The organism is Allobaileyella intestinalis (genome assembly GCF_009695865.1).
Lineage (GTDB): Bacteria > Bacillota > Clostridia > Peptostreptococcales > Anaerovoracaceae > Allobaileyella > Allobaileyella intestinalis.
In genome coordinates, this window is record NZ_VUNB01000003.1 from 243,632 (window position 1) to 267,204 (window position 23,573).

20 protein-coding genes and 1 tRNA gene are annotated in these 23,573 nt (G+C 49.2%); 19 read left to right on the forward strand and 2 right to left on the reverse strand.

The genetic code is table 11. From position 1 onward, the window contains the following. Nucleotides 1-382: 382 nt before the first annotated feature. Nucleotides 383-991, reverse strand: coding sequence for a histidine phosphatase family protein (locus FYJ66_RS04565; RefSeq protein ID WP_154572329.1), 609 nt, complete (start codon nt 989-991; stop codon nt 383-385). 318 nt (nt 992-1,309) lie between these two features. Between FYJ66_RS04565 and FYJ66_RS04570 the strand changes: the two genes are divergently transcribed. Further along, the gene (locus FYJ66_RS04570) at nt 1,310-1,873 is read left to right on the forward strand and encodes a biotin transporter BioY (protein ID WP_154572330.1); all 564 of its coding nucleotides are present in this window, start codon (nt 1,310-1,312) and stop codon (nt 1,871-1,873) included. 328 nt (nt 1,874-2,201) lie between these two features. Here FYJ66_RS04570 and FYJ66_RS04575 read toward each other — a convergent pair. Beyond that, a tRNA-Arg gene (locus FYJ66_RS04575) sits at nt 2,202-2,277 on the reverse strand. 290 nt (nt 2,278-2,567) lie between these two features. On the opposite strand from FYJ66_RS04575, the gene FYJ66_RS04580 reads away from it, so the two are divergent. The 18 genes from FYJ66_RS04580 to FYJ66_RS04665 all read left to right on the forward strand — a co-directional run bounded on the left by FYJ66_RS04580 (nt 2,568) and on the right by FYJ66_RS04665 (nt 23,525). Beyond that, a complete protein-coding gene (locus tag FYJ66_RS04580; RefSeq protein ID WP_154572331.1) occupies nt 2,568-3,827 on the forward strand; it encodes a hemolysin family protein in 1,260 nt (419 codons plus the stop codon). After that, nucleotides 3,824-6,604, forward strand: a complete 2,781-nt coding sequence (secA, locus tag FYJ66_RS04585; RefSeq protein ID WP_154572332.1) for a preprotein translocase subunit SecA — start codon at nt 3,824-3,826, stop codon at nt 6,602-6,604. The genes FYJ66_RS04580 and secA overlap by 4 nt, the downstream gene beginning before the upstream one ends. 12 nt (nt 6,605-6,616) lie before the next feature. Then, nucleotides 6,617-7,760 (forward strand): peptide chain release factor 2 gene (gene prfB, locus FYJ66_RS04590; RefSeq protein WP_235897358.1). Its coding sequence is split into 2 segments (ribosomal slippage): nt 6,617-6,679 and nt 6,681-7,760, totalling 1,143 coding nucleotides; the frame shifts between segments, so codons are not numbered across the junction. Next, nucleotides 7,760-8,467: an HAD family hydrolase gene (locus tag FYJ66_RS04595; RefSeq protein ID WP_154572334.1), complete on the forward strand. Its 708-nt coding sequence runs from the start codon at nt 7,760-7,762 to the stop codon at nt 8,465-8,467. Before prfB ends, FYJ66_RS04595 begins: the two co-directional genes overlap by 1 nt. Nucleotides 8,468-8,542: 75 nt before the next feature. Then, the gene (locus FYJ66_RS04600) at nt 8,543-11,926 is read left to right on the forward strand and encodes a PD-(D/E)XK nuclease family protein (protein ID WP_154572335.1); all 3,384 of its coding nucleotides are present in this window, start codon (nt 8,543-8,545) and stop codon (nt 11,924-11,926) included. Further along, a complete protein-coding gene (locus FYJ66_RS04605) occupies nt 11,926-12,732 on the forward strand; it encodes an MBL fold metallo-hydrolase (protein WP_154572336.1) in 807 nt (268 codons plus the stop codon). The genes FYJ66_RS04600 and FYJ66_RS04605 overlap by 1 nt, the downstream gene beginning before the upstream one ends. 87 nt (nt 12,733-12,819) lie before the next feature. Next, nucleotides 12,820-13,299, forward strand: coding sequence for a 23S rRNA (pseudouridine(1915)-N(3))-methyltransferase RlmH (gene rlmH, locus FYJ66_RS04610; protein ID WP_154572337.1), 480 nt, complete (start codon nt 12,820-12,822; stop codon nt 13,297-13,299). A 35-nt stretch (nt 13,300-13,334) separates the two neighbouring features. Then, nucleotides 13,335-14,279: a DUF975 family protein gene (locus FYJ66_RS04615; protein WP_154572338.1), complete on the forward strand. Its 945-nt coding sequence runs from the start codon at nt 13,335-13,337 to the stop codon at nt 14,277-14,279. A gap of 238 nt (nt 14,280-14,517) precedes the next feature. Next, nucleotides 14,518-14,715 (forward strand): hypothetical protein, encoded by a 198-nt coding sequence (locus tag FYJ66_RS04620; RefSeq protein ID WP_154572339.1) that lies wholly within the window; start codon nt 14,518-14,520, stop codon nt 14,713-14,715. Between the two features lie 172 nt (nt 14,716-14,887). Next, nucleotides 14,888-15,214 carry a hypothetical protein gene (locus FYJ66_RS04625; protein WP_154572340.1) on the forward strand — a complete coding sequence of 109 codons (327 nt, stop codon included), beginning with the start codon at nt 14,888-14,890 and terminating at the stop codon, nt 15,212-15,214. Beyond that, nucleotides 15,201-17,183 (forward strand): V-type ATP synthase subunit I, encoded by a 1,983-nt coding sequence (locus FYJ66_RS04630; protein WP_154572341.1) that lies wholly within the window; start codon nt 15,201-15,203, stop codon nt 17,181-17,183. Before FYJ66_RS04625 ends, FYJ66_RS04630 begins: the two co-directional genes overlap by 14 nt. Before the next feature lies 1 nt (nt 17,184). After that, on the forward strand, nt 17,185-17,658 hold the full coding sequence (locus tag FYJ66_RS04635) for a V-type ATP synthase subunit K (protein ID WP_154572342.1): 474 nt from the start codon (nt 17,185-17,187) through the stop codon (nt 17,656-17,658). Nucleotides 17,659-17,703: 45 nt separating this feature from the next. Next, complete coding sequence (locus FYJ66_RS04640; RefSeq protein WP_154572343.1) at nt 17,704-18,279, forward strand: V-type ATP synthase subunit E; 576 nt, start codon at nt 17,704-17,706, stop codon at nt 18,277-18,279. Nucleotides 18,280-18,313: 34 nt separating this feature from the next. Further along, nucleotides 18,314-19,309: a V-type ATP synthase subunit C gene (locus tag FYJ66_RS04645; protein ID WP_154572344.1), complete on the forward strand. Its 996-nt coding sequence runs from the start codon at nt 18,314-18,316 to the stop codon at nt 19,307-19,309. Continuing rightward, entirely contained in the window at nt 19,302-19,622 is a 321-nt protein-coding gene (locus FYJ66_RS04650) for a V-type ATP synthase subunit F (RefSeq protein ID WP_154572345.1), read from the forward strand. The genes FYJ66_RS04645 and FYJ66_RS04650 overlap by 8 nt, the downstream gene beginning before the upstream one ends. A gap of 14 nt (nt 19,623-19,636) precedes the next feature. Beyond that, a complete protein-coding gene (locus FYJ66_RS04655) occupies nt 19,637-21,412 on the forward strand; it encodes a V-type ATP synthase subunit A (protein WP_154572346.1) in 1,776 nt (591 codons plus the stop codon). Continuing rightward, complete coding sequence (locus FYJ66_RS04660) at nt 21,409-22,815, forward strand: V-type ATP synthase subunit B (RefSeq protein WP_154572347.1); 1,407 nt, start codon at nt 21,409-21,411, stop codon at nt 22,813-22,815. The genes FYJ66_RS04655 and FYJ66_RS04660 overlap by 4 nt, the downstream gene beginning before the upstream one ends. A 20-nt stretch (nt 22,816-22,835) precedes the next feature. After that, complete coding sequence (locus FYJ66_RS04665) at nt 22,836-23,525, forward strand: V-type ATP synthase subunit D (RefSeq protein ID WP_154572348.1); 690 nt, start codon at nt 22,836-22,838, stop codon at nt 23,523-23,525. Nucleotides 23,526-23,573 lie beyond the last annotated feature (48 nt).

A 23,573-nucleotide genomic window follows, 5' to 3' on the forward strand; every position in this document is an offset into this window, starting at 1 on the left:
ACCTACCGGACAAATCGCCGGACGGCACAGTGAACACCAGGCAGCAGCTCCGATGACTCCGCCGGCAGTGGAAGCACCAAGGTTGTAAAGACTTCAGTTAAGTCAGTGATCAATACCGGCGCTGTAAGGACAGGAGATGACATATCTGTGATTCTGCCAGCAGCTGCACTGGCCGCAGCAGTGGCTGCACTGGTAATTCTGCTGGCCTGGAAGAACGGGCAGAGAAACAGGAAGAAGACTGAGAAATAAGATACATCAGAGTTAAGAATCCAAGTGGATCAAGACCGTTAACAGTTCTTTTGGAAAAAAGCGAGGCATTCCAAGCCAGTATACTGACTTGGAATGCCTCGTGTTTTATAGTGCGTTGATTGAATGACTGCTTCTACAGGGAGCTGTAATCCACAGGCTGCAGATCCTGAAAATTAATTTCATAGCCGTGGCCGGGCTCGGGTATCCATCCCCAGGTGTTCTCTTTATCAGCCGGGAAGAAAAGCGTCATCAGGGAAGAAATCACTCCTCCGTGGCACACCAGAATGGTATCCTTACCGGGATCTTTTTTCATAATATCCTTGAGAATCCCTGCGCCTTTTTTGATGCGGGCAGTAAATGTTTCCGTGCTGTCTCCCTCCGGGAAGTCAAAATCCGGCGTTTCTCCGTTGAACCAGCGCCTTGAAGGCTCGTGCTTCATCAAATCATCCAGAGAAGCCATTTCAAACACTCCCATGTTAATCTCCCGCAGCTCAGGAATTGTGCCGTGAGGCAGATCCCCGAAAATCAACTGGAAGGTCTGCTCTGTGCGAAGCATTCCTGTTGTGTAAAGGCAGGCGTTGTCCGGCGAAGGATAGATTCCCTTGCTTTCCAGCTGACGGATTTCACCGGCTCCTTCCGGTGTCAGTGCCAGATCGGTGCTTCCGTAAAAAACCTTCTTTGAAGTTCCTTCGGTATGGCCGTGGCGAATGAGGAACAGATTGTTAGTTGTGAATTGTGACATGATAATACCTTGCTGTTGTTATTTTGATTCCAGTTTGTATGGAATTATATGGAAAAAAGTTATTTCTTATGCGTACTATCCGGTGATTCTATCAGCGGTTTGAAAAAGAATCAAGAGAGTGGTGCTCAGTTGCATAGAACGAACAACTGAAAATTAACTGGAACCCGTAAACATTCCGGCAATCAGTCACCCATTTTGCCATAAAGGTTGACAACAGAAAGGCCAGCTGGTAGCCTGTTTTGCAGTAACTAATGACGAAACTCCTCAAATAAGGCAGCAAAAAGGCTATATGCTATATAGAATAGAAAGGTAACTAAAATGGAAGAACCAAAGACATCAGTAAAACCACGTGTTTCAAAAGCTGTGACTTTAACTGAATCAGGTCTCATGATAGCCATAATGGCAATCTGCTCCTGGATTTCCATCCCATTGCCGGGAACTGGCGTTCCAATCAACCTGGCCACCTTCGCAGTAATACTGACCGGACTTCTCCTGGGCAGCAGGAGAGGAGCCGCCGCAACAGGGGTGTTCGTCCTGCTGGGTGCCGTCGGAATTCCGGTGTTCGCCGGCTTTACAGGAGGAATGGGAATCCTGGCCGGACCTACTGGCGGCTATCTTGTGGGATATGTATTCCTGGCAATGGCTGCCGGCCTGGCATCGCCGGCAGGACAGAAGCGGAGTGTTGTAAGGTATTTAGTCTGTGCTGCAGCAGGAGAGATACTGCTGTATGTTCTGGGGACATTGTGGTTCATCCATCTCACATCCATGGGCATTGGACCGGCCCTGGCAGCCTGCGTCATTCCTTTTATCCCTGGAGACATAGCAAAGATGATACTGGCCTGGATAGTTGCCCGCCGCCTTGTAAAAGTGATGGGACACTGAGAAAAAATTTATTCACGGCGGCGGGGCTGCAGACCACTGTTCTCCAGCCTGCCTGGCTATTGTGACACATTCTCTTCATAATTTCTCATTATTGAAATCCCGTGGTATTTTTGCAGAAAAAAATCTTGTACGGTACCACGGGATATCGCTTTCTTCAAATCTCGGGGTATTCCTCCCCTATATTCTCGATTCCGTTCCGTCCAATGACAAAAAGTGGCACAGCAAGTGTCACACTTTCTGTGCCAAATTGCGTCATATGGCGCCCTTTTCTGATCCCGCACAAGACAAACAAAAGCCTGTAAACCCTTGAGTTTACAGGCTTTTCAACTGGTGCGCCAGGCGAGATTCGAACTCGCGGCCTTCACATTCGGAGTGTGCTACTCTATCCCCTGAGCTACTGGCGCATATCAATGGCAGATCAACTGCAAACCAATAATAAATCAACTGCGAATCAATCTGACCTGAATATTCTAGCACAACGGAAGTCCTATCACAAACAAATCTGTTTGTACATCTAATAATAACAGTTTAACCATACCTTAACTTTTGTTCATCACAATAGTGTTGTATACTCAACTACGTATGAGATAAAAATGCTCGGACCAGGCCAGAGGGCTTCAGGAAAGGCTTGAAGGTGCCTGTGAAAAGAGTGCCCTCAATCTCACAATCTGTTTTTTTCAGAAAGGAACACCAATTGACTCCATATATAATCAGTATAGTTTTGCTGGTCATACTGTCAGCCTGTTTTTCTGCGGCGGAGACTGCATTCACCTCTCTCAACCGCATCAAAATCAAGAACATGGCGGCAGACGATGTAAAGAACGCCCAGCTGGTTCTCAGCCTCAGCGACAACTACGACAAACTGCTTACAACAATACTGATAGGCAATAACGTGGCCAATATCGGAACCACTGCCATTGCAACAGTGCTTTTCGTCAGGATTTTCGGCAACATAGGAGCGACGATTTCAACCGTAGTCATTACCATTGTAGTGCTGATTTTCGGTGAAATCACCCCAAAGAACATTGCCAAGGAACATCCGGAAGGGTTCGCCCTTGCCAGTGCGCCTGCAGTAAGAGGGCTGATGATAATATTCACGCCCCTGAACTGGATTTTCACCCAGTGGCGAAAGGGGGTGGGCAAGCTGTTCGGAAGCAGCGAAGGCCCGGCCTACACTGAGGACGAGCTGATTACCATAATCGACGATGCAAGAAACACTGGAAGCATTGGCGAAGAGCAGAGCGTCATGATCAAGAACGCCATCGAGTTCGACGACCTGGAGGCCATCGACGTAATCACGCCCAGAGTGGACATGGTGGCAATCGAGCTGGGAACAGACAACAGCCAGATTGCTGGAATTTTCAAGGAAACAGGATTGTCCAGACTTCCGGTTTACGAAGACGACCTGGACAATATAATCGGAGTGCTGAACCAGAAGGATTTTCACAACTACGTGGTGGCTGAGAACCGCCCGGTAGAGCAGTTTATCAAGCCGGTAGCCTACGTTGCAGAGTCCATCAAGGCCGCAGTGCTCCTGAAGAAAATGCAGGCCAAGAAGACCCACATCGCCATAATAGTAGACGAGTACGGAGGCACCACCGGGCTGGTGACCATGGAAGACATAATCGAAGAACTGGTAGGCAAGATCTACGATGAACATGACACGGTGGAGATGCGGGATGTAACCAGAATCTACGACGGAAGTTACATGGTAGCCGGAGGCGCTAATCTGGAAAAATTTTTTGAGCTTTTCGGCGAAGATATCGACGAGCCGGCCACAACTATTAACGGCTGGGTAATGATACAGCTGGACCGCCTGCCTAAGTCGGGAGACATTTTCAAATACGAATCAAAACACAAGATCTTCAGTGCCAGAGTGACAAAGGCGGATTCAAGGAGAGCACTGATGGTTCACATAACAGTAGAAGACAAGCCGGAGGAGGATAATCAATGAGCTTAATGGAGAAAATTTTCGGAGATCTGAATGAGAAGGCTCTCAAGAAGATCTATCCCATAGCTGACCAGGTAATGGCTCTGGAGCCTGAAATGGAGAAGCTGTCCGACCAGGAGCTGAGGAACAAGACCCCTGAGTTCAAGGAGAGACTTGCCGCAGGTGAGACTCTGGACGATCTGCTGCCAGAAGCCTTTGCGGTCTGCAGAGAGGCAGCCTGGAGAGCCCTGGGAATGAAACACTTCAGAGTACAGGTAATTGGAGGAATTGTTCTCCATCAGGGCAGAATATCCGAGATGAAGACTGGTGAAGGAAAAACCCTGGTAGCCACTCTTCCAGCATACCTGAACGCTCTGGAAGGAAAAGGCGTCCACATAGTAACAGTCAACGACTATCTGGCCAAGCGAGACGCAGAATGGATGGGCCGCCTTTACAGTTTCCTGGGGCTGACAGTAGGATGCGTTATTCACTCCGTAACAGGTGAAGCCAGGAAGGCAGCCTATCAGGCCGATGTAACATACGGAACAAACAACGAATTCGGTTTCGACTACCTTCGTGACAACATGGTCACATACAAGGAAGAACTGATCCAGAGAGAACTGAACTACGCCATCGTGGACGAGGTGGACTCCATCCTCATCGATGAAGCCAGAACACCGCTGATCATTTCAGGCCGGGGCGTGGACTCCAGCAGCACCTACCGTTCGGCCAACGCCTTTGTAAAAACCCTGGACAGAGACCGGGACTATGAGGTGGAAGAGAAAGACAAGCAGATCTCCCTTACAGAAGAAGGCGTCAAGGAATGTGAGAAATACTTCGGCATCGAAAACTTCTCAGACCCTGACAATATGGAGCTGAACCACTACGTAATGCAGGCTCTCCGCGCCAACTACCTGATGAAGAGAGATGTGGACTACATAGTAAAAGACGGTGAAATCCTTATAGTTGACGAGTTCACCGGCCGTCTCATGTACGGAAGACGGTTCAGCAACGGACTCCACCAGGCTATCGAAGCCAAAGAGGGAGTGGAGATTCGTTCTGAGTCCAAGACACTGGCTACTATCACCCTCCAGAACTACTTCAGAATGTACGGCAAGCTGGCAGGAATGACGGGTACAGCCAAGACAGAAGAAGACGAGTTCAGGGAGATCTACAACATGGACGTAGTTGTAATCCCTACCAACAAACCCGTTATACGTAACGACAAAGAGGATATGGTTTTTGCCCATGAATCCGGAAAGTTCAAGGCCATAGCCGACAAGGTCGCCCAGGCCCACGCCACAGGCCAGCCAGTTCTGGTAGGTACAATTTCCATCGAAATTTCCGAGCTGGTCAGCAAGATGCTGAAGAAAAGGGGCATTCCTCACAACGTGCTGAATGCCAAGCAGCACGAGAAAGAGGCTGAGATAATCGCCCAGGCAGGCCGCAAGGGAGCAGTAACTATTGCCACCAACATGGCAGGCCGTGGTACCGATATTATCCTGGGAGGCAACCCGGATTTTGAAGCTAAGAAGGAGATGGAAAAAGCCGGCTACACAGCGGACCAGATCGGTTTTGCCGTAGGATTCGAGAAGAGCGACGATCCGGAGCTGCTGGAAGCAAGAGAAAAATACAATTCCATTCTCGAAAAGAAAAAAGAAGCCCTGAAAGGGGAGCAGCAGGAGGTTATCCAGCTGGGAGGCCTGTGCATAGTAGGTACAGAGAGGCACGAATCCAGACGTATTGATAACCAGCTCCGTGGACGTTCCGGACGTCAGGGTGACCCGGGAGATACACAGTTCTTCGTTTCGCTGGAAGATGACCTGATGAGACTGTTCGGAGGCGAGCGGATCCAGAGATACATGGAGAAGTTCGGGCTGGAGGATGACGAAGCCCTGGAGGCAGGCCTTCTTTCCAAGACCATAGAGAATGCCCAGAAGAAGGTAGAGGGCAAGAACTTCGGTATCCGTAAATACGTTCTTCAGTACGACAACGTAATGAACAAGCAGCGTGAGATAATCTACAGCCAGAGGCGGATGGTCCTGGATGGAGAGGATCTGAGAGAGTACATCATGGGCATGATGGAAGAGCTGGTGGACGGAATCATCGATCCTGTCACCATGGAATCCAGATACCCGGAGGAATGGGACTTTGACGCTATGAGCGTTGACCTGTGCAAGATCAATCCTCTTTTCAAAGAAGCCCTGGTATACACTGAAGACGAGAAGATGAACCTGACTCCGGAGATTCTTAAGGAAGACGTGAAAAATACCTTCAGGAAGATCTACGAGGAAAAGGAGAAAGAAATCGGCGCTGAACATGTGAGGGAAGCCGAGAGAATGATCCTTCTGAGAGTTGTTGACAACCGCTGGATGGATCACATTGACGCAATGGATCAGCTGAAGAACGGAATCGGCCTGAGAGCCCTGGGACAGCAGGACCCTACAGCTGCCTATGCTTCAGAAGGTTTTGCCATGTTCGACGAGATGGTAGCAGACATCAGAGAAGAGACTGTCAAGTACTGCTACAGCATGACACTCCAGACCAACACAGAGCGTAAGAACGCAGTTACCATTGCAATTACACGGAAAGACGAATACGAAGACGAGGAACAGCAGCAGCTGGCTCAGGAGAAGAGGGCCCGTGGAGGAAATGGAATGCCGCCAGTCCGTCCTCAGGAAGAGAAGAAGGAAAATCACGAGCCTATAAGGAGAGACCATCCGAAGATCGGAAGAAATGATCCATGTCCTTGCGGTTCAGGAAAGAAATACAAGAACTGCCACGGCAGATTTGAGAAATAGAGGGAGACAATTATGTTCACAATAACAGAAATGAAGCAGCGCCTGGACAAGGCTAGAGAAATGATAATCGTACTCGGAGACTCTCTTTGACCCGGCCAGCCTGGAGAAAAAAGATAAAGAGCTGGGGGCCAGAATGGAGAAACCTGATTTCTGGAACGATCAGGATAAAGCCACAGCAGTGCTGAGAGAGAAGAGATCAGTAGAGAAAAAATTAAAGGCATACAACGACGTTAATTCTGCGGCCGATGACGGTGAAGCCATGCTTGAACTTCTGTCCGAATCAGAAGACCAGGGAATGACTGAAGCTGAGCTGTCAGAGGAGCTGAAGGCTCTGGACAAGGAGATATCCGCCCTGGAGAACAGGCTGGAGGAGCTTCGCCTTGAGACCCTCCTTTCCGGGAAATACGACGGCAATGACGCCATTGTCAGCATCCACGCCGGAACAGGAGGGGTGGATGCTATGGACTGGGCTGAAATGCTTCTCAGAATGTACCTGAGGTACTGTGAGCAGAAGGGCTTCAAAACCGACGTGGTAGATCTTCAGAACGACACGGCGGCAGGCATCAAGAGCGCCACCGTCATGGTCAGCGGAGACAACGCCTACGGTTATCTGAAGAGCGAAAACGGCGTCCACCGGCTGGTGAGAATTTCACCTTTCAACTCTGCAGGAAAAAGGCAGACATCTTTTGCAGCAGTTGAAGTAGTTCCCCAGCTGGGAGATGAGATTGAAGTGAACATCGACCCTCAGGATCTGAAGATCGACACCTACAGGAGCAGCGGCGCCGGCGGACAGCACGTAAACACAACGGATTCCGCCATCAGAATAACCCACCTGCCGACCAACACCGTTGTTACCTGCCAGAACGAAAGGTCCCAGCTCAGAAACAAGGAAGTGGCAATGAAGATCCTCATTGCCAAGCTTACCAAGATGGCAGAGGAAGAGCATAAGGAAAACCTGAACGAGCTGAAGGGCGACACAGGAATGGTGACCTGGGGAGCCCAGATAAGATCCTATGTTTTCCAGCCATACACAATGGTTAAGGACCACAGGACAGGAGCTGAAACAGGAAACGTCAACGCAGTAATGGACGGCGATCTGGATCTGTTCATCAAGGCAAAGCTGTCCCAGGATGCCAGAGAGGGGATAAACCAGTAATGAATCAGGAAAAAACTTTTCCGGAGGTCCAGGCTGGGGGCTCTGGGGACAATGGCGGTGCCCCGCCACGCAAACAGTTCGTGGCCTTTGATTTTGACGGAACTGTTATCGACACAAACAAGCTTATTGTTGATTCCTGGCAGCACACCTTCCTGAAATTTCACGGATACAGGCACAGTGAGCAGGAAATATACGGCACCTTCGGAGAGACACTTTACGACTCCATGAAAGACTTTTTTCATGAAAAAGCTGATGAGGCCATTGCCTGCTACAGAGAGTACCAGAAAGATTCCTGGCGGGAGAGCGTAAGGGTTTTTCCCGGTATCACCGGGCTTCTCCAGGAGCTGGAGAACCAGGGGAGAACTCTTCTGCTGGTCACTTCAAGGCTGAAACCCACCACAATGGAGTATCTGGAACACTTCGACCTTAAGAGGTTTTTCAAGGTGGTCATCACCAGCAATGATACGAAGGCCCATAAGCCCGACCCGGAACCGGTGATGATGGCCCTGGCAAAAGCCGGAGGCAGGCCTGAAGAATCTGTTATGGTAGGAGATACCCGGTTTGACGTGGGATGTGCCAACAACGCAGGGGTAGTCAGCGTTCTGGTGAACTGGAGCCACCCTGTAGATGAAAAGGATTTCCAGACCCCTGAGTTCAGGCCTGATTTCAGAATAGGAAAGCCGGAAGATCTGCTGAGGCTGATATAGCTTTTGAAGCCAGACTTACTGCAGCAGCCGGCGGCCAGATAATTCAGCAGGATTCAGTAATTTCCGGAGGGTGCGATGATCAATCTCTTTACAGCCAGAGAAAACAGAGATAAAGAAAAATTCATGTACGACAGGATCCGCAGGGATACCAGCCGGAAGAAAAGGCAGGTGTACGTGATCGTCCCGGATCAATATACCCTGGAAGCAGAAAAGCAAGCCTTCAGATATCTGAATGAGGCTTGCCTTTTTGACATTGAGATAACCAGCCTCCGCCGCTTCGGCAGGAAAATCCTGAACAAGGCAGGCCTTGAGAACACTCCCGTCCTCACAAAGGACGGCCGCTTCATGCTTCTATACAAGCTGGTGAACCAGAATCTGGACCAGCTCACAGTATTCAAGTCCGTTGCTGATAAGAATTCATATATCCGGATGCTCAGCGACGTGATTTCGGACTTCAAACAGCAGGAGTGCAGCCCGGAAGAAATAATGGAAAGCCTGGAAGCCACAGGCAGCCACCCCCTTCTCCAGGGCAAGCTCCGGGAGGTGGGCCTCATTCTCAACCAGTATCAGGAGGCCATCAAAGGCAAATATGTAGATAATGAAGATTACATGTGCCTCTACAGAGATCTGGCCCCGGAATCTCCTGTTGTGAGAGATTCGGAAATCTGGTTTTACGGGTTCGACACCATTCCACCAAGAAGCATTGAGACCATTGTGAAGATGGCTATGGGAGCGGACTCCGTAAACATAGTGGTGAACGACACGGATTTTGATCTGGAAAAAATTCTGATTCGCAGGATAGAGAAGGCGGCCGGACAGGCCGGAGTGGGGGTCTTCGCTGAAAGAGTGGGAGAAGAGTACCAGGTCAAGAGAAGCCCCGCCATCCTCCGCATAGAGAAAAATCTTTTTTCCAATGAAGAAAGGGAACCCCTTCCCCATGGAACCGGTGAGGGAGAAAAATCCATTGCGAGAGGACTCCACCTGGTGGAGTGCGCAAACCAGTATTTTGAGGCAGAGAGCGCTGCGGCCTATATTAAGAGCCTGATCCGGGACAAGAACTTCAGGATGCGGGATATTTCCATTGTTTCAAACTATCCGGAGGAGGGCCAGTCCATAATCAAGAGGACCTTCCGGGAGTACGGGCTGCCTCTCTTCATAGATGAGAGGAGAGGAATCAGCGACACCCAGGCTGCAGTTTTCGTGACCAGTCTGCTGGAGGCTGTCCGGGGCGGCTATCCTACCCATGTGATGCTGGGGATTGCCGGAAACAGCCTGTCGGGAATAAGCCGTGACAGGTGGGAGAACCTGGAAAACTACGTAAGGGACTTTAACATCCGGGGCTCTATGTGGACAAAGCCTTTTAAATACGGGGCGTTCAGGTATTCAGATGAAGAATTCAAGAGGCTGGAGGAAACCAGGAGCCTTCTGATGGACAGGCTCAGGCCTCTGGAAGAACTGGCGGACAGCAGCATTTCCTCAGAGAAGTTCATCGACGGACTGGTGGTCTACCTGGGGGAAGTGTGGCATTTCCGGCAGAACATGGAAAGGCTGATCAACAGCCAGATAGAAAATGGAAGGAACGAGGACGGGGAGAGAAACGAGGGAAGTTACAACGGGGTTCTCCACATCCTTGAACAGATAAGAGAGATAACCGGAGATGACCCTCTGGACCTTGACGGTGTCACAAACATGATGAAGGAAGGCCTTGCCAACACCGATGTGGGAATTCTGCCGCCAACGGCAGACGGCCTTTCCATGGGAACTGTCATCAGAACAAGAACCGGGGGAAAACGGGCAGTGGTCATCCTGGGAGCAAACGAGGGAGTCCTGCCGGGAGAACCGGGATCTGAAGGAATTTTCTCAATCGAAGACAAGAAAATGATCAGGGACTGCGGCTTCAGCCTGGGCGGGCTGGACGAAATCAAGCAGCTGGAAGAGCGGGCGGCCTTGTACAGGGCTGTTTCCAAACCTGAAGAAGAGCTGTATATCAGCTGGTCCCTGGCATCTGCAGATGGAGGAGATTCAAGAGCCTCCTCAGTTGTGGATCAGATAAGGGAGCTTTTCCCGGGAATAAAGACAGAAAGGGATCCTGTTCAGAAAGGCTTCTCCATGGAGCTGGTGGCCGGTGAAGAGGAAGCCCTTCGCCACATGCTGAATAATCTGAAGCAGAGGCCGTCGGAAAAGGCCATTTCGGAAAATGAAATGGATGCTGGAGATCATGATCTCCTCCTCCATCAGGTAATGGCCTGGTTCAGTGAGAATAGGCCTGAACTTATGGAACGGGTGATGAAGACTGTGGAAGACGACAATTCCAGAGAGCCCGTAGGCCGGGAAATGGCAAAAAGGCTGTTTGCAAAGGGAGAAGATTTCTCGTTCAGCGCATCCAGGCTTGATAAGTATTTCTCCTGTCCCTTCGCCCACTTTGTAGGTTATGGTCTGAGACCAATGGAAGAGCAGGAGTTTAAAAGCGCCGGCCGGGAGATCGGAGACGTTTACCACAAGTGCATCATGGCAGTTTCCAGAGAGCTGATGGACAGGAAACTCCATAAAGATTCAGCAGAAGGTTGCGGATCAGGGCCTTACGAAGAGAAGGAAGAACTGGAGGACCTGGTGGATTCACAGCTGGACAAGCTGGCAGGTGAATACAAGGGAGGCCTTTTCATTTCAGGAGGCCGCGAGAAATACAGGATGGACAGGATCCGCCAGGTCTGCATCAAGGCTGTGGAAGCCATTGGGAAACAGCTGGAAGAAGGAGCGGTTACAGAGGCGTTTTTCGAGGAAAAATTCGGCAGAGGCTGCCGCTTTCAGCCTGTAATTTTCACTTTGGACGGCCAGAAGGTATATATAGAAGGAACCATCGACAGGATCGACGTTCTGGATGGCCGAAATGTGAGAATAATCGACTACAAAACTGGAAGAGACCATCTGGACCTGAACAACATGCGTCAGGGATATAAACTGCAGCTGATGGTATACATGGAAAGCGCCTCTGGAGCAGGAGCGGGAGACAGCAGTGACAAGGCCAATTTCCAGCCGGCAGGAATGTTCTATTTCAACATTGCAGACCAGCAGGTCAGCGCCACTGGAAAAGACAGCCAGAAGGAAATCGAAAAGGCCGACAGCAAGCGGTTCCGCCTTCAGGGAGCCTATGTTGATCAGGAGGGCATTCCTGAGATGATGCCCCGGGAAGCTCTGGACAAAACCAGCGCAGGCCTGACCAGAGAGGATTTTTCGACTCTGGAACGGGACGTACGCAAGGAGATGGAAAAAATTTCCCAGGGAATCGTAAGCGGCCGCATAGACATAACTCCTTTTTACCTGGACAAGAACACCGACGGATGCAGTTTCTGCAACTACAGGACTATCTGCCGCTTCCAGAAAACCAACAGGGGCAACAGTTACCGGATTCTGAAAAAACCGGACAAAAACACAAAAGCCAAAAAGGAAGATAAAAAATAATGAGCATAGGAATAGTTTCCATCGGAAGCAGCAGCTCCGGAAACTCGTACATCGTTTCAGACGGAAAGACCAGGCTTCTGTTGGACGTAGGTCTCAGCGGAAAGAGGATAAGGGAGGGCCTGGCTGCCAGGTCCCTGAGTCCGGGAGATATCAGGGGAATTCTGGTGACCCACGAGCATGTGGACCATGTAAAAAGCATAAGGATGATGGCCAGGGAATGCGGTGATGCCCGGGTTTACACTAGCCGGGGCACTGCCGGCGGCTGCCCGAATTTTGAGTATGTGTCAAAAGACAGGCTGGCCCTGGTTTCATCCCAGGAAGTCTTTAATATAGGATCAATTCAGGTAAAGGCTTTCAGCCTGTCTCACGATGCAGCTGAGCCTCTGAGCTACAGCTTCAAAAGCGGAGGAAGGCAGCTGACAGTGGTGACAGACACAGGTGTAGTAACAGACGAAATCTTTCAGGAGATAAGGACTGCAGATGTGCTGGTCCTTGAGGCCAATCACGAGGTAAACCTTCTGGAAATGGGCCCTTATCCCTATTCTGTCAAGAGAAGAATCCTGGGAGACCACGGCCATCTGTCAAATGAGACAGCAGGCAGGACCCTCAGCTCCATGCTGGAAGAGAGAGGGGGCAGGGAAATGCCTAAGATCCTGCTGGCCCACCTGAGCTCACAGAACAACACCCCTCTTCAGGCTAAAATGACCGTCTGCGATGTGCTGAATGACAACAGTTTTGCAGAAGACAGAGACTATCTGATGGGCATTGCCGGCAAGGACCGGATCAGCGGACCGGTGCAGGCTTAGAATAGGGAGCTGGGAAGCTTAAGAAAAATCTAAGGGAACTAAGGTTGTATTTTTACCTTTATGAGATAAACTAACCAAAACTGACTTATGAATATTAACGTGATTTGTATAGGAAAGCTTAAAGAAAAATACTGGAGACAGGCAGTCGAAGAGTACAGCAAGCGCCTTGGACGGTTCTGCAAGCTTAACATTGTGGAGCTTAAAGAAGCGCCCCTTCCAAAGAACAGCAGCTCTTCCGATGAGCAGGAGGTCATGAGGAAGGAAGGGGAATCCATTCTCTCCCACATTGGCCAGAGGGATTATGTCATAGCCCTGGAAGTAGAGGGAAAAATGATGGATTCCGTTGAGCTGTCCCAGAAGCTGCAGAAGATCTACGATGGAGGTTACCCGGCGGTGGATCTGGTCATCGGCGGAAGTCTTGGCTTGTCCCCTCAGGTGAAGAAGAGAGGGGATCTGGGGCTGTCTTTTTCACCTATGACTTTTCCACACCAGCTCATGAGAGTAGTGCTTCTGGAGCAGCTTTACAGGAGCTTTAAGATTCAGTCAGGAGAAACGTATCATAAGTAGGAATATGTTTAGTTAATAAGAAAGGAAAAACCAATATGTGGACGAGAGAAGTTGTAAAGGCAAGAGGAAAGGCTGTGTTTTACACCAACCGGGGGAACACAATCCTTGCTATATTCATAGTGTCCCTTCTGGGAGGATGCGGTTCTGCAATAGATGCCGTTTTCGGATATGGCACAGGACTGGGAATACCGGTGTTTCCTGCCATACTGTCCCTGGTACTGATGATTTTTGTAACACTGCCTGTTGAAGTGGGCAAGTGCAGGTTCGTTCTGAACAATGATGAGGGGACGGCTGATCTGTCAGATATTTTCAGTCCCTACAGGGAGAACCTGAGCAATGTGATAATCGTGATGTTCCAGATGACTCTCTTTATTTTCCTGTGGTCACTTCTCCTGGTAGTTCCGGGAATAGTCAAGTCCTATCAGTATAAATTTGTTCCATATCTTCTGGCTGAGAATCCGGATCTTTCATGGGATGAGGCCAAAGAACTGTCAACAAAAATGACAGATGGAGACAAGTGGAACCTCTTCGTTCTGGATCTCTCCTGGATCGGATGGCTTCTCCTGGGAGCATGCACTTTGGGAATATTGAATATTTTCTTTGTAACTCCATACATGGAGCAGACAAACTCAGAGGTATACAGAACCCTTGCCCAGAAAATAGGGGGAGGAGAGGACTTTACAGAGTGGAACAGGCAGAGACAGAACAATTTCGTGAACAACGACAATGTTCAGTATGGAAGCTTTGTAAACTCCAACAATAACCAGGAAGGCGAAAGTGACAACATAAATCTGGAAAAAAGTGGTGACATTGCCGGCGGCGGGGAGTATAATACCGGCAATACCTTTGAAAACGATGGTGCAGTTACTGCTCCGGCTCCTGAGGATAAGCCTTCTGAGGAAGAGACTCCTGAAGATATGACTTCCGGGAATGGGATTCGGGAGGAAGAGAATTCCGGGGATGAGCCTTCTGAGGAGTAAAGGGTTCGGCCTCCACCGTCCATGTGACTGCAAATTATCTGTAAGATACGATAAGTATTGATAAATCAATAGTTTTTCACAAAGTTTATAATTTTAACCAGCGTACAAACAAAGACAATTTTTTAACACCTGAACCAGAAGAGATGCTCATAGATCCAATGTGGCAGGCATGAAATTGTTCCAGGCTTACGGGGAAAGGCAGACGCTGGATCAAAATCGTTTTAGAAGAAGGTATGAAATGGCAAATAAGTATTCAAAATCCAGCAGAGAAAACAACAGTAAGAGAATTGCTAATAATATTGAAAACAAAGGGTTTGAAAACGAGGGGCCGTTTGGAAACAAGCACAGAAGAGGTGCAAGGATCATGGCTATAGTCATGATCGCCCTCATGCTTGTCTTTACATTTCTGACGGCAGGACTCTATTTATTAAACTGATAATCTCTTGTGTATTCAATGAGACGAAATTAAAACGACAGCCCTTTAACAATCATGAAGGGTTGTTTTTTATTGGATTGTTTGAATGGATGCACAAGATGGGTTATAATTCTCTAAAATCGTGCACTGAGCATTATCGGCCTAATTTTGGTGCGCAGAAAGGAAGAAGCTTATGTCGATAGCAGGAATTGAGAAAGTCAGACAGGCGGAAGCAGAAGCAGCTGAACTGCGGAAATCAGCAGAAGATGAAGCAGCGGCTATTGCTGATTCTGCCAAGAAGGAAAGCAGAGCGATTCTGGACGAAGCTGAGAGGCAGGCTGATGAAAGTTATAAAGCCACACTCGCTCAGGCTGAGGCAGAGGGTGAACGTCTCTATGAAGACAGGATCAGCAAAGAGAAAGAAGCTTGCTTGAAGTTCAGCGAAGCTGCCAGCACAAGGCTGGAAGAGGCAGCAGACCTGATAGTCGGAAAGGTAGTGGGTACTTATGGCAATAGTTAAGATGAACAAACTATCTGTCATCGGTATGAACCAAGAGAAGAAGTCTCTGCTGAAGGATCTGATGGATCTTGGGGTTGTGGAAATTTCAGGATCCGCTGACAAGCTCCAGGATGAGAATTGGCAGAAGCTGGTAGTTAAAGACGGTGATGAGGCCACGGCGGCAGAATATGACAAACTGGTAAGCCGGGCGGAATCAGCACTTGATATTCTTTCGAGATACGGAGGGGTGAAGAAACCGCTCTTTAACATCAGGAAAACCATTTCACAGGAGGACAGTGTCAAACTTGAAGCGGAGGGTGACAGATTCCGGGAGGAGGCAGAGGAACTGATCAGTCTGAATGACCAGCTGAACGAAGCCTTTGCCCAGGTGAACACAGACAACAACCTGATCGCCACTCTGAAACCGTGGAGCAGCTATCAGCTGCCCCTGGAAGAGAAGAAGACCAGTCGGCTGAACCTGGTGCTGGGAGTTTGTCCTCCTACAGCAGACATCCAGAAAGCATCTGAAGAACTGGAGGCGGAAGGCCTTCCTTGTCAGCTGACTGAGCTGAACAGGGACAAGGAACAGTGTTATCTGAGCCTGTGGTATTTCACCGATGATCAGGAAAAGGTAATGGAGACTGTCAAAGGCTGGGGATTCACTCAGGCACAGCTTGGAGACCTGACCGGAACAGTTACAGAGAACATCGAGCGGCTGGAGGCAGAAGTCAAAGAGCTGGAAGCAGCTAAAGAGACGGTGACAGCCCGGATCGGAGAGAAGGCTTCCTGGCTTGATGACCTTCAGTTCTACCGGGACATGAACGTGGTGAAGAGAGATGAATCTCGGGTCCGCAGCAAACTGCTGAAGACAGAGTCCTCTTTCACCTTTGACGGATGGGTGCCGGAAGCTGCATCAACAGCCGTAGGCCAGCTTCTGGACAAGTACACATGCTGGTATGAGTTTGCAGAACCAGGGGAGGATGATGATATTCCTACAAGGCTGAGCAACAACAGCTTCTTCGAGCCGGCAGAATTTATTACAAAGATGTATTCTCTCCCTTCAGCAAGGGAAGTGGATCCAACTCCGATATTCACCTTCTTTTACATTCTGTTCTTCGGAATAATGTTCGGAGATGTGGGATACGGGTTGATCCTGACCATCGCATCACTCCTTGTAATAAGGAAGATGAAGTCAGAGAAGACCCCTGCACTGCAGCTGTTCAAGATCCTCTTCTACAGCGGAATATCCAGTACAATCTGGGGAGTTCTCTTCGGAAGCTTCTTCGGAAATCTGATCGGTGCAGTAACAGGAACCTTCGGCAGCCACCAGGTAAACTTCAACCCGGTCTGGCTTGATCCGGCACAGAAGGCCATGTTCTTCCTGGCATTCTCCTGCGGACTTGGAGTTGTACACCTTTTCGTAGGAATGGGAATCAAGGCCTATGAAGAAATCAAGGCCGGCCAGAAACTTCAGGCAGTGAACGACGTGTTCATCTGGTATCTGATAGTTCTGGGCATAGTCCTCTGGATTTTCGGCGGCAAGATCAGTCCGTCTGCATCTGTTGCAGGAAAATGGATGACTTTGATCGGATTTGCCGGTGCAATCATACTGCCGATTTTCATCGAGAAGGGTGTTGGAAAGGCACTGGGCCTCTGGAACATCTACAGCGGTGTTACCGGAAACCTCTCGGATATTCTGTCTTATTCAAGACTTCTGGGACTTGGACTGGCATCTACTTCCATTGCCACAGTAATTAACTTCCTGGCAACAATGGGAGGCAAGAGTGTAGCCGGAATAATAATGTTCATACTTATTGAACTGCTGGGACATACGATGAACTTCGCAATTAATGCGCTGGGTGCATTCGTACACTCCTGCAGACTTCAGTTCGTTGAGTTCTTCGGGAAATTCTATGAAGGTGGCGGAAGAGAATTTGAGCCATTCAAGAAAGATACTAAATTTGTCAACATAGTTGAGGAGGGCAAATAAAATGAGTACAGGAATCGTTTTAGCAATTCTGGGAGCTGCTATAGCAGCATGCGCAGGAATCGGAAGCGCTGTAGGTGTAGGTCTTGCAGGTGAAGCTGCTGACGGCGTAATGTCAGGAGACAAGGCAAGCTTCGGTTCAACACTGGTACTTCAGGCGCTGCCTGGTACACAGGGAATCTACGGACTGGTAATCGCCATCATGATCATGACAAAGGTAGGTGTTCTGGGCGGAAACCTGGCATCCGTATCCACTGAGCAGGGTCTGGCCCTTCTCGTAGCTGGTCTGCCAATCGGTATTATCGGAATTCTGTCAGCTATTTCCCAGGGAAAGGCTGCAGCTGCTGGTATCATGCTGGTATCCAAGAAAGAGGGTAAGCTTGGACAGGCTATCATTTACGCAGTAATGGTAGAGACATACGCCATCCTGGCATTCATCGTTTCCTTCCTGATGTACAGCGGCATCTCTGTAGGCTAAACATTTTTTCAGAGATAAGAATACAGACGAAAGGAACGGTGCAGTATGAGTTTAGAGTCAATAACTGAAAGGATCAGGCAGGAGGCAGAAGCCTACGGTGCTGATCAGAAGGCCCGTGCAGAGGCCGCAAAGCAGGGGACTCTCGAAGATGCTCGCCGTAAAGCTGAGGCAATCAAGGCGAAGAGGGCAGCAGAGGCTGAAAAAGACAGCCAGGTCCTCAGAGACAGGAGAGCTTCAGTTGCAGATCTTGAGTCCAGGAAGATGAAACTTGCCGCAAAGCAGGAAGTTATTGAGGCAAGCTACAGCCGGGCAGCAGAAAAGCTCCGGGAACTGGACGACGACAAATATCAGGAATTCATGACCGGCCTTCTTGAAGAGTTCAAGGCAGAAGGGGGAGAAGTCCTGGTAAATGCAGAAGACAGGGCGAGAATGTCCGGGCTGCTGGAGAAGAAGTTCAGCGGCACAGACTTGAAACTTTCACAGGATACAGCAGATATTAAGGGAGGGTTCATCCTCAGGAGAGGAAACATTTCCTACAACGCTTCAGTAGAGCAGCTGCTGGAGAACGTGAAAGGACAGGCAACTTCGGAGATAGCAAGTCTGCTTTTTCCAGAGGAATAGACAACAGTATTGAACCGGAAAGGAGGTCGGATTGATGGGCGCTGATTACATTTACGCCACAGCCTGTATCAGGGCAGAAGAATGCAAGCTTCTCACCGGAGAAAAGCTGCGGGCAATGACAGAATCCAAAAATATCGACGACATTTGCAAAGTCCTGCAGGACGCTGGTTACGGTACTGAATCAGATCCTCTAACACCGGCAAATTATGCTCAGGTCGTAAAGAACACAGAGGCGGAGATTTTCCAGAATGTGAAGACCTTGAGCAAGGAGAATGAGATTTTCAGCATTTTCTCCTTCCCAGCCGACTATCATAATATCAAGGTGCTTCTCAAAGCAGAGGCTCTGGGAGTAAATAGAAACGACATCCTGATGGCTACAGGAACGATTCCTGCAGAGGAAATGATCAGGGCAGTCACTGAGCGTGATATGACTGAGCTGACGGAGAATATGGCAGCAGCCATTGAAGAAGCAGCAGAAACTCACGCCAGAACAAAGGACCCTCAGGTCATAGACTTTATCTGCGACAGATTCTGCTATATGGATATCTGCAGAGTAGCAGAGAAAGCAGGAAACGAATTCGTAAGTGAATACGTAAGACTTCTGATTGATACCGTAAACCTGAAGACCTTCGCAAGGATCAGGAAGATGGGTCAGCCATGGTCATATCTGGAGTCAGTATTTGTTCCCGGAGGCAATGTAGATCTGCAGGTCTTCACCAGCGCGTACGAGGAAGACTACAAGCAGGCATCATCCCGCTTTGAAGCATACAAGATCTACAGAGCTGTCAGCGAAGGCGGTGAAGAGATCGATGAGAAGGGAAGCTTCACTAAGCTGGAGAAGCTCTGCGACGATATTCTGATTGAGCAGGTCAGGGAAGCAAGAGGAATAACCTTCGGCATTGAACCGCTGGTGGCATTCCTCATTTCCAGACAGATGGAGATCAAATGCATAAGGATTCTTATGACCGGCAAACTGGCCGGCATGGATCCTCAGATCATCAGGGAAAGGATGAGAGAGACTTATGAATAAAATCGGAATCATCGGCGATGCCGACAGTGTTCTGGGGTTCAAGGTCTTCGGCATGGATGCCTTTGCCTGCGAGACCGGAGAGGAAGCAGCAGAAACACTGCACAGGATCGTAAAAGAGAACTACGGGATCATCTACATAACAGAGAGATTCTATAAGGAATTAGGAAAAGATATCGCAAAGTATGAGGAACTGAGGATACCAGCTATCGTACCTGTACCGGGAATTGACGGCAGCTATGGCATGGGTCTCAGCAATGTCAAGAGAGCCGTTGAGAAAGCGGTTGGAGCCGACATCCTATTCAGCGATAAATAATGGAGGCAAGGAATATGGAACAAGGTAAAATCGTCAAGGTAGCCGGACCTCTTGTAGTTGCCTCTGGCATGGGTAACGCCAACATGTACGACGTGGTAAAAGTTGGTAAGCTTGGACTTACCGGCGAGATCATCGAGATGCGTGAAGGCAATGCGTCCATCCAGGTGTACGAGGAGACTGCAGGTCTGATGCCGGGAGACCCGGTAGTGACTACAGGAGTTCCACTTTCTGTTGAACTGGGACCTGGACTGATTGAAACCATTTACGATGGTATTCAGAGACCGCTGGTTTCCCTTATGGAAAAGTACGGCAGCAACATTTCAAGAGGTGTAAGCGAGCCTGCTCTTAACAGAGAAAAGAAATGGCCTTTCGAGGCAGTTGCTGCAGTTGGAGATAAGGTTGCAGCAGGAGATGTTCTTGGAACAGTCCAGGAAACAATAGCTGTAGTAGACAAGATCATGGTTCCTTACGGAGTTAAGGGAACTGTAAAGTCCATTACATCAGGTTCATTCACAGTAACAGAAACAGTGGCCGTGATTACAGACGAGTCAGGCAAGGACGTGGAAGTTCAGATGCTCCAGAGATGGCCTGTAAGAAGAGAGAGACCATACAAGGAGAAATTACCACCTGATGAACCGCTGATCACAGGACAGCGTGTAATTGATACGATGTTCCCGATTGCAAAGGGCGGCTGCGCAGCAGTTCCTGGACCTTTCGGATCAGGAAAAACAGTTGTACAGCACCAGCTGGCCAAGTGGGCGGAAGCCGATATCGTTGTATATATCGGATGCGGCGAGCGTGGAAACGAGATGACAGAAGTACTGATGGAGTTCCCTGAACTGGTAGACCCTAAGACAGGCGAATCCCTGATGAAGAGAACTGTGCTCATCGCCAACACATCAGACATGCCGGTAGCTGCCCGTGAGGCATCTGTATACACAGGAATCACCATTGCCGAGTACTTCAGAGACATGGGTTACTCAGTAGCTCTGATGGCCGACTCCACATCAAGATGGGCAGAGGCCCTTCGTGAGATGTCCGGTCGTCTGGAGGAGATGCCTGGTGAGGAAGGTTACCCTGCATACCTGGCTTCAAGACTTTCACAGTTCTATGAGAGAGCCGGTAAGGTTATCTGCCTGGGAGCAGACGGAAGAGAAGGATCACTTTCCGCCATCGGAGCCGTATCCCCTCCAGGAGGAGATATTTCCGAGCCAGTATCCCAGGCTACACTGAGAATCGTAAAAGTATTCTGGGGACTGGATGCTGCTCTGGCACACGCCAGACACTTCCCGGCTATTAACTGGCTGAAGAGTTATTCCCTTTATTCTGCAAGACTGGACAAGTGGTTCGCAGAGAATGTTGACAAGGACTTCCCTGTACACAGAGCCCAGGCACTTCACCTGCTGCAGGAAGAGGCTGAGCTCAACGAAATCGTACAGCTGGTAGGTGTTGACGGACTGTCCAAGACAGACAGACTGAAGCTGGAAACATGTCAGATGATCCGTGAGGACTATCTGCACCAGAACGCCTTCCACGAAATCGATACATACTCATCAACCAACAAGCAGTTCAAGATGCTTGACCTGATTCTCAGATACTACAAAGAGGCAGTCAGAGGAGTTGAAGGCGGAGTTGAATTCAACAAGCTGGCAGCCCTTCCAGTCAGAGAGGAAATCGGACGTTTCAAGTATCTGACGGAGGACAAGGTTGACGACAGCTATGCTGATATTGTCAACAAGATGGAGTCAACTGTCAGCGATCTGATCAAGGAAGCAGGTGACGCAGAATGATAAAAGAATATAAGACCATAGCTGAAGTAGCCGGCCCTCTTATGCTGGTAAAAGGCGTAGAGGATGTAGGCTACGATGAGCTGGGAGAAATTGAGCTTGCAAACGGCGAGATACGCCATTGCCGTGTTCTGGAACTGAACGGCACAGACGTACTGGTACAGCTGTTTGAGAACTCCGCAGGACTGAACCTCCAGGAGTCAAAGGTCAGATTCCTGGGACACGGAATCGAGCTGGGCGTATCTATGGACATGCTGGGCCGTGTATTTGACGGAATGGGCAATCCTATCGATGATGGTCCGGACATCATTCCGGATAAGATGATGGATATTAACGGAATGCCTATGAACCCGGCTGCAAGAGAGTATCCTTCAGAGTTCATTCAGACAGGTGTATCTGCTATTGACGGACTGAACACACTGGTTAGAGGACAGAAGCTGCCTATCTTCTCAGAGGCCGGACTTCCTCACGCAAACCTGGCAGCTCAGATTGCCAGACAGGCCAGGGTTCTGGGATCCGATTCCAACTTTGCCGTAGTATTTGCAGCTGTTGGTATCACATACGAGGAAGCAGAGTTCTTCGTATCTGACTTTAAGAGAACAGGATCAATCGACAGAACAGTAATGTTCATGAACCTTGCTAACGACCCGGCAGTTGAGCGTATTGCCACACCGCGTATGGCTCTGACTGCAGCTGAGTACCTGGCATTCGAGAAGCACATGCACGTACTGGTAATCATCACAGATATTACCAACTACGCCGAATCTCTCCGTGAGGTATCAGCAGCTCGTAAAGAGGTTCCTGGCCGTCGTGGATATCCTGGTTACCTGTATACAGACCTGGCTACAATGTACGAGAGAGCAGGAAAGAAGAAGGGCGTTGATGGATCAATCACCATGATTCCTATTCTGACAATGCCTGAGGGAGATATCACTCACCCTATCCCTGACCTGACAGGATACATCACAGAGGGACAGATCATCCTTTCCAGCGATCTGAACCGTAAGGGCATCACACCTCCTATCGACGTACTTCCATCTCTGTCCCGTCTGAAGGACAAGGGTATCGGAAAAGGCAAGACCAGGAAGGATCACGCCGACGTTCTGAACCAGCTTTTCGCCAACTATGCCAGAGGTAAGGACGCTAAGGAGCTGATGGCTATTCTGGGTGAGGCTGCTCTTTCCGACACAGATAAACTCTATGCGAAATTTGCAGATGACTTCGAGGAAAAGTATGTTTCTCAGGGATTTGAGACAAACCGTACAATCGAAGAGACACTGGAAATCGGCTGGGAGCTTCTGAGAGAACTGCCTCGTTCCGAGCTGAAACGTGTAAGGGACGAGTATCTGGACGAATTCTATGATCCTGAGAATTCCGGCAAGGCTGAAACTGAGCAGGACAAGTAGAAAGAGAAAGGGATGATCCTATGGCTAGAATGAATGTAAATCCTACCCGTATGGTCCTGTCCACCCTCAAAAACCAGCTGAGAGTAGCCGTTAAGGGACACAAACTCCTGAAGGACAAGAGAGATGAGATGATGAAGATCTTTCTTGACCTGGCAAGAGAAATCCAGAAGCTGAGAGAAGAGGTAGACCCTCAGCTCAGCGACGTATATGGCAGTTTCTCTGTAGCACGTGCGGTAATGGCACCGGAGATGCTCGAGGAAGCACTCATGTATCCAAAGCAGAGTGTAGATCTGATTGCATCTACGAAAAACGTAATGAGCGTTAATGTGCCGGAATTCGACTTTGAGATGCATTCATCAGATCAGTCAGATGTTTATCCATACGGATTTGCAACAACTTCCGGAGAACTGGATAAATCCATCGAGAAACTGACAGAACTTTTTCCTAAACTGCTTCAGCTGGCAGCTATGGAAAAAGAAGCGATGCTTCTTGCCGACGAAATCGAGAAGACACGCCGCAGAGTAAACGCTCTTGAGTACGTGAAGATCCCTAACTACCAGGAGACCATCAAGTACATCAAGATGAAGCTGGACGAAGACGAGCGTGGAAACCAGACAAGACTTATGAAGGTCAAGGATATGATGCTTCAGGAAGAACTGGAAGCCAGAAGAAAGAAAGACGAGGAAATCCTCAAAGAATACGCCGGCTAGACCGGAGACCCTGTATTTCTGGAATATGGGGAGAATGGGTATTTGCAT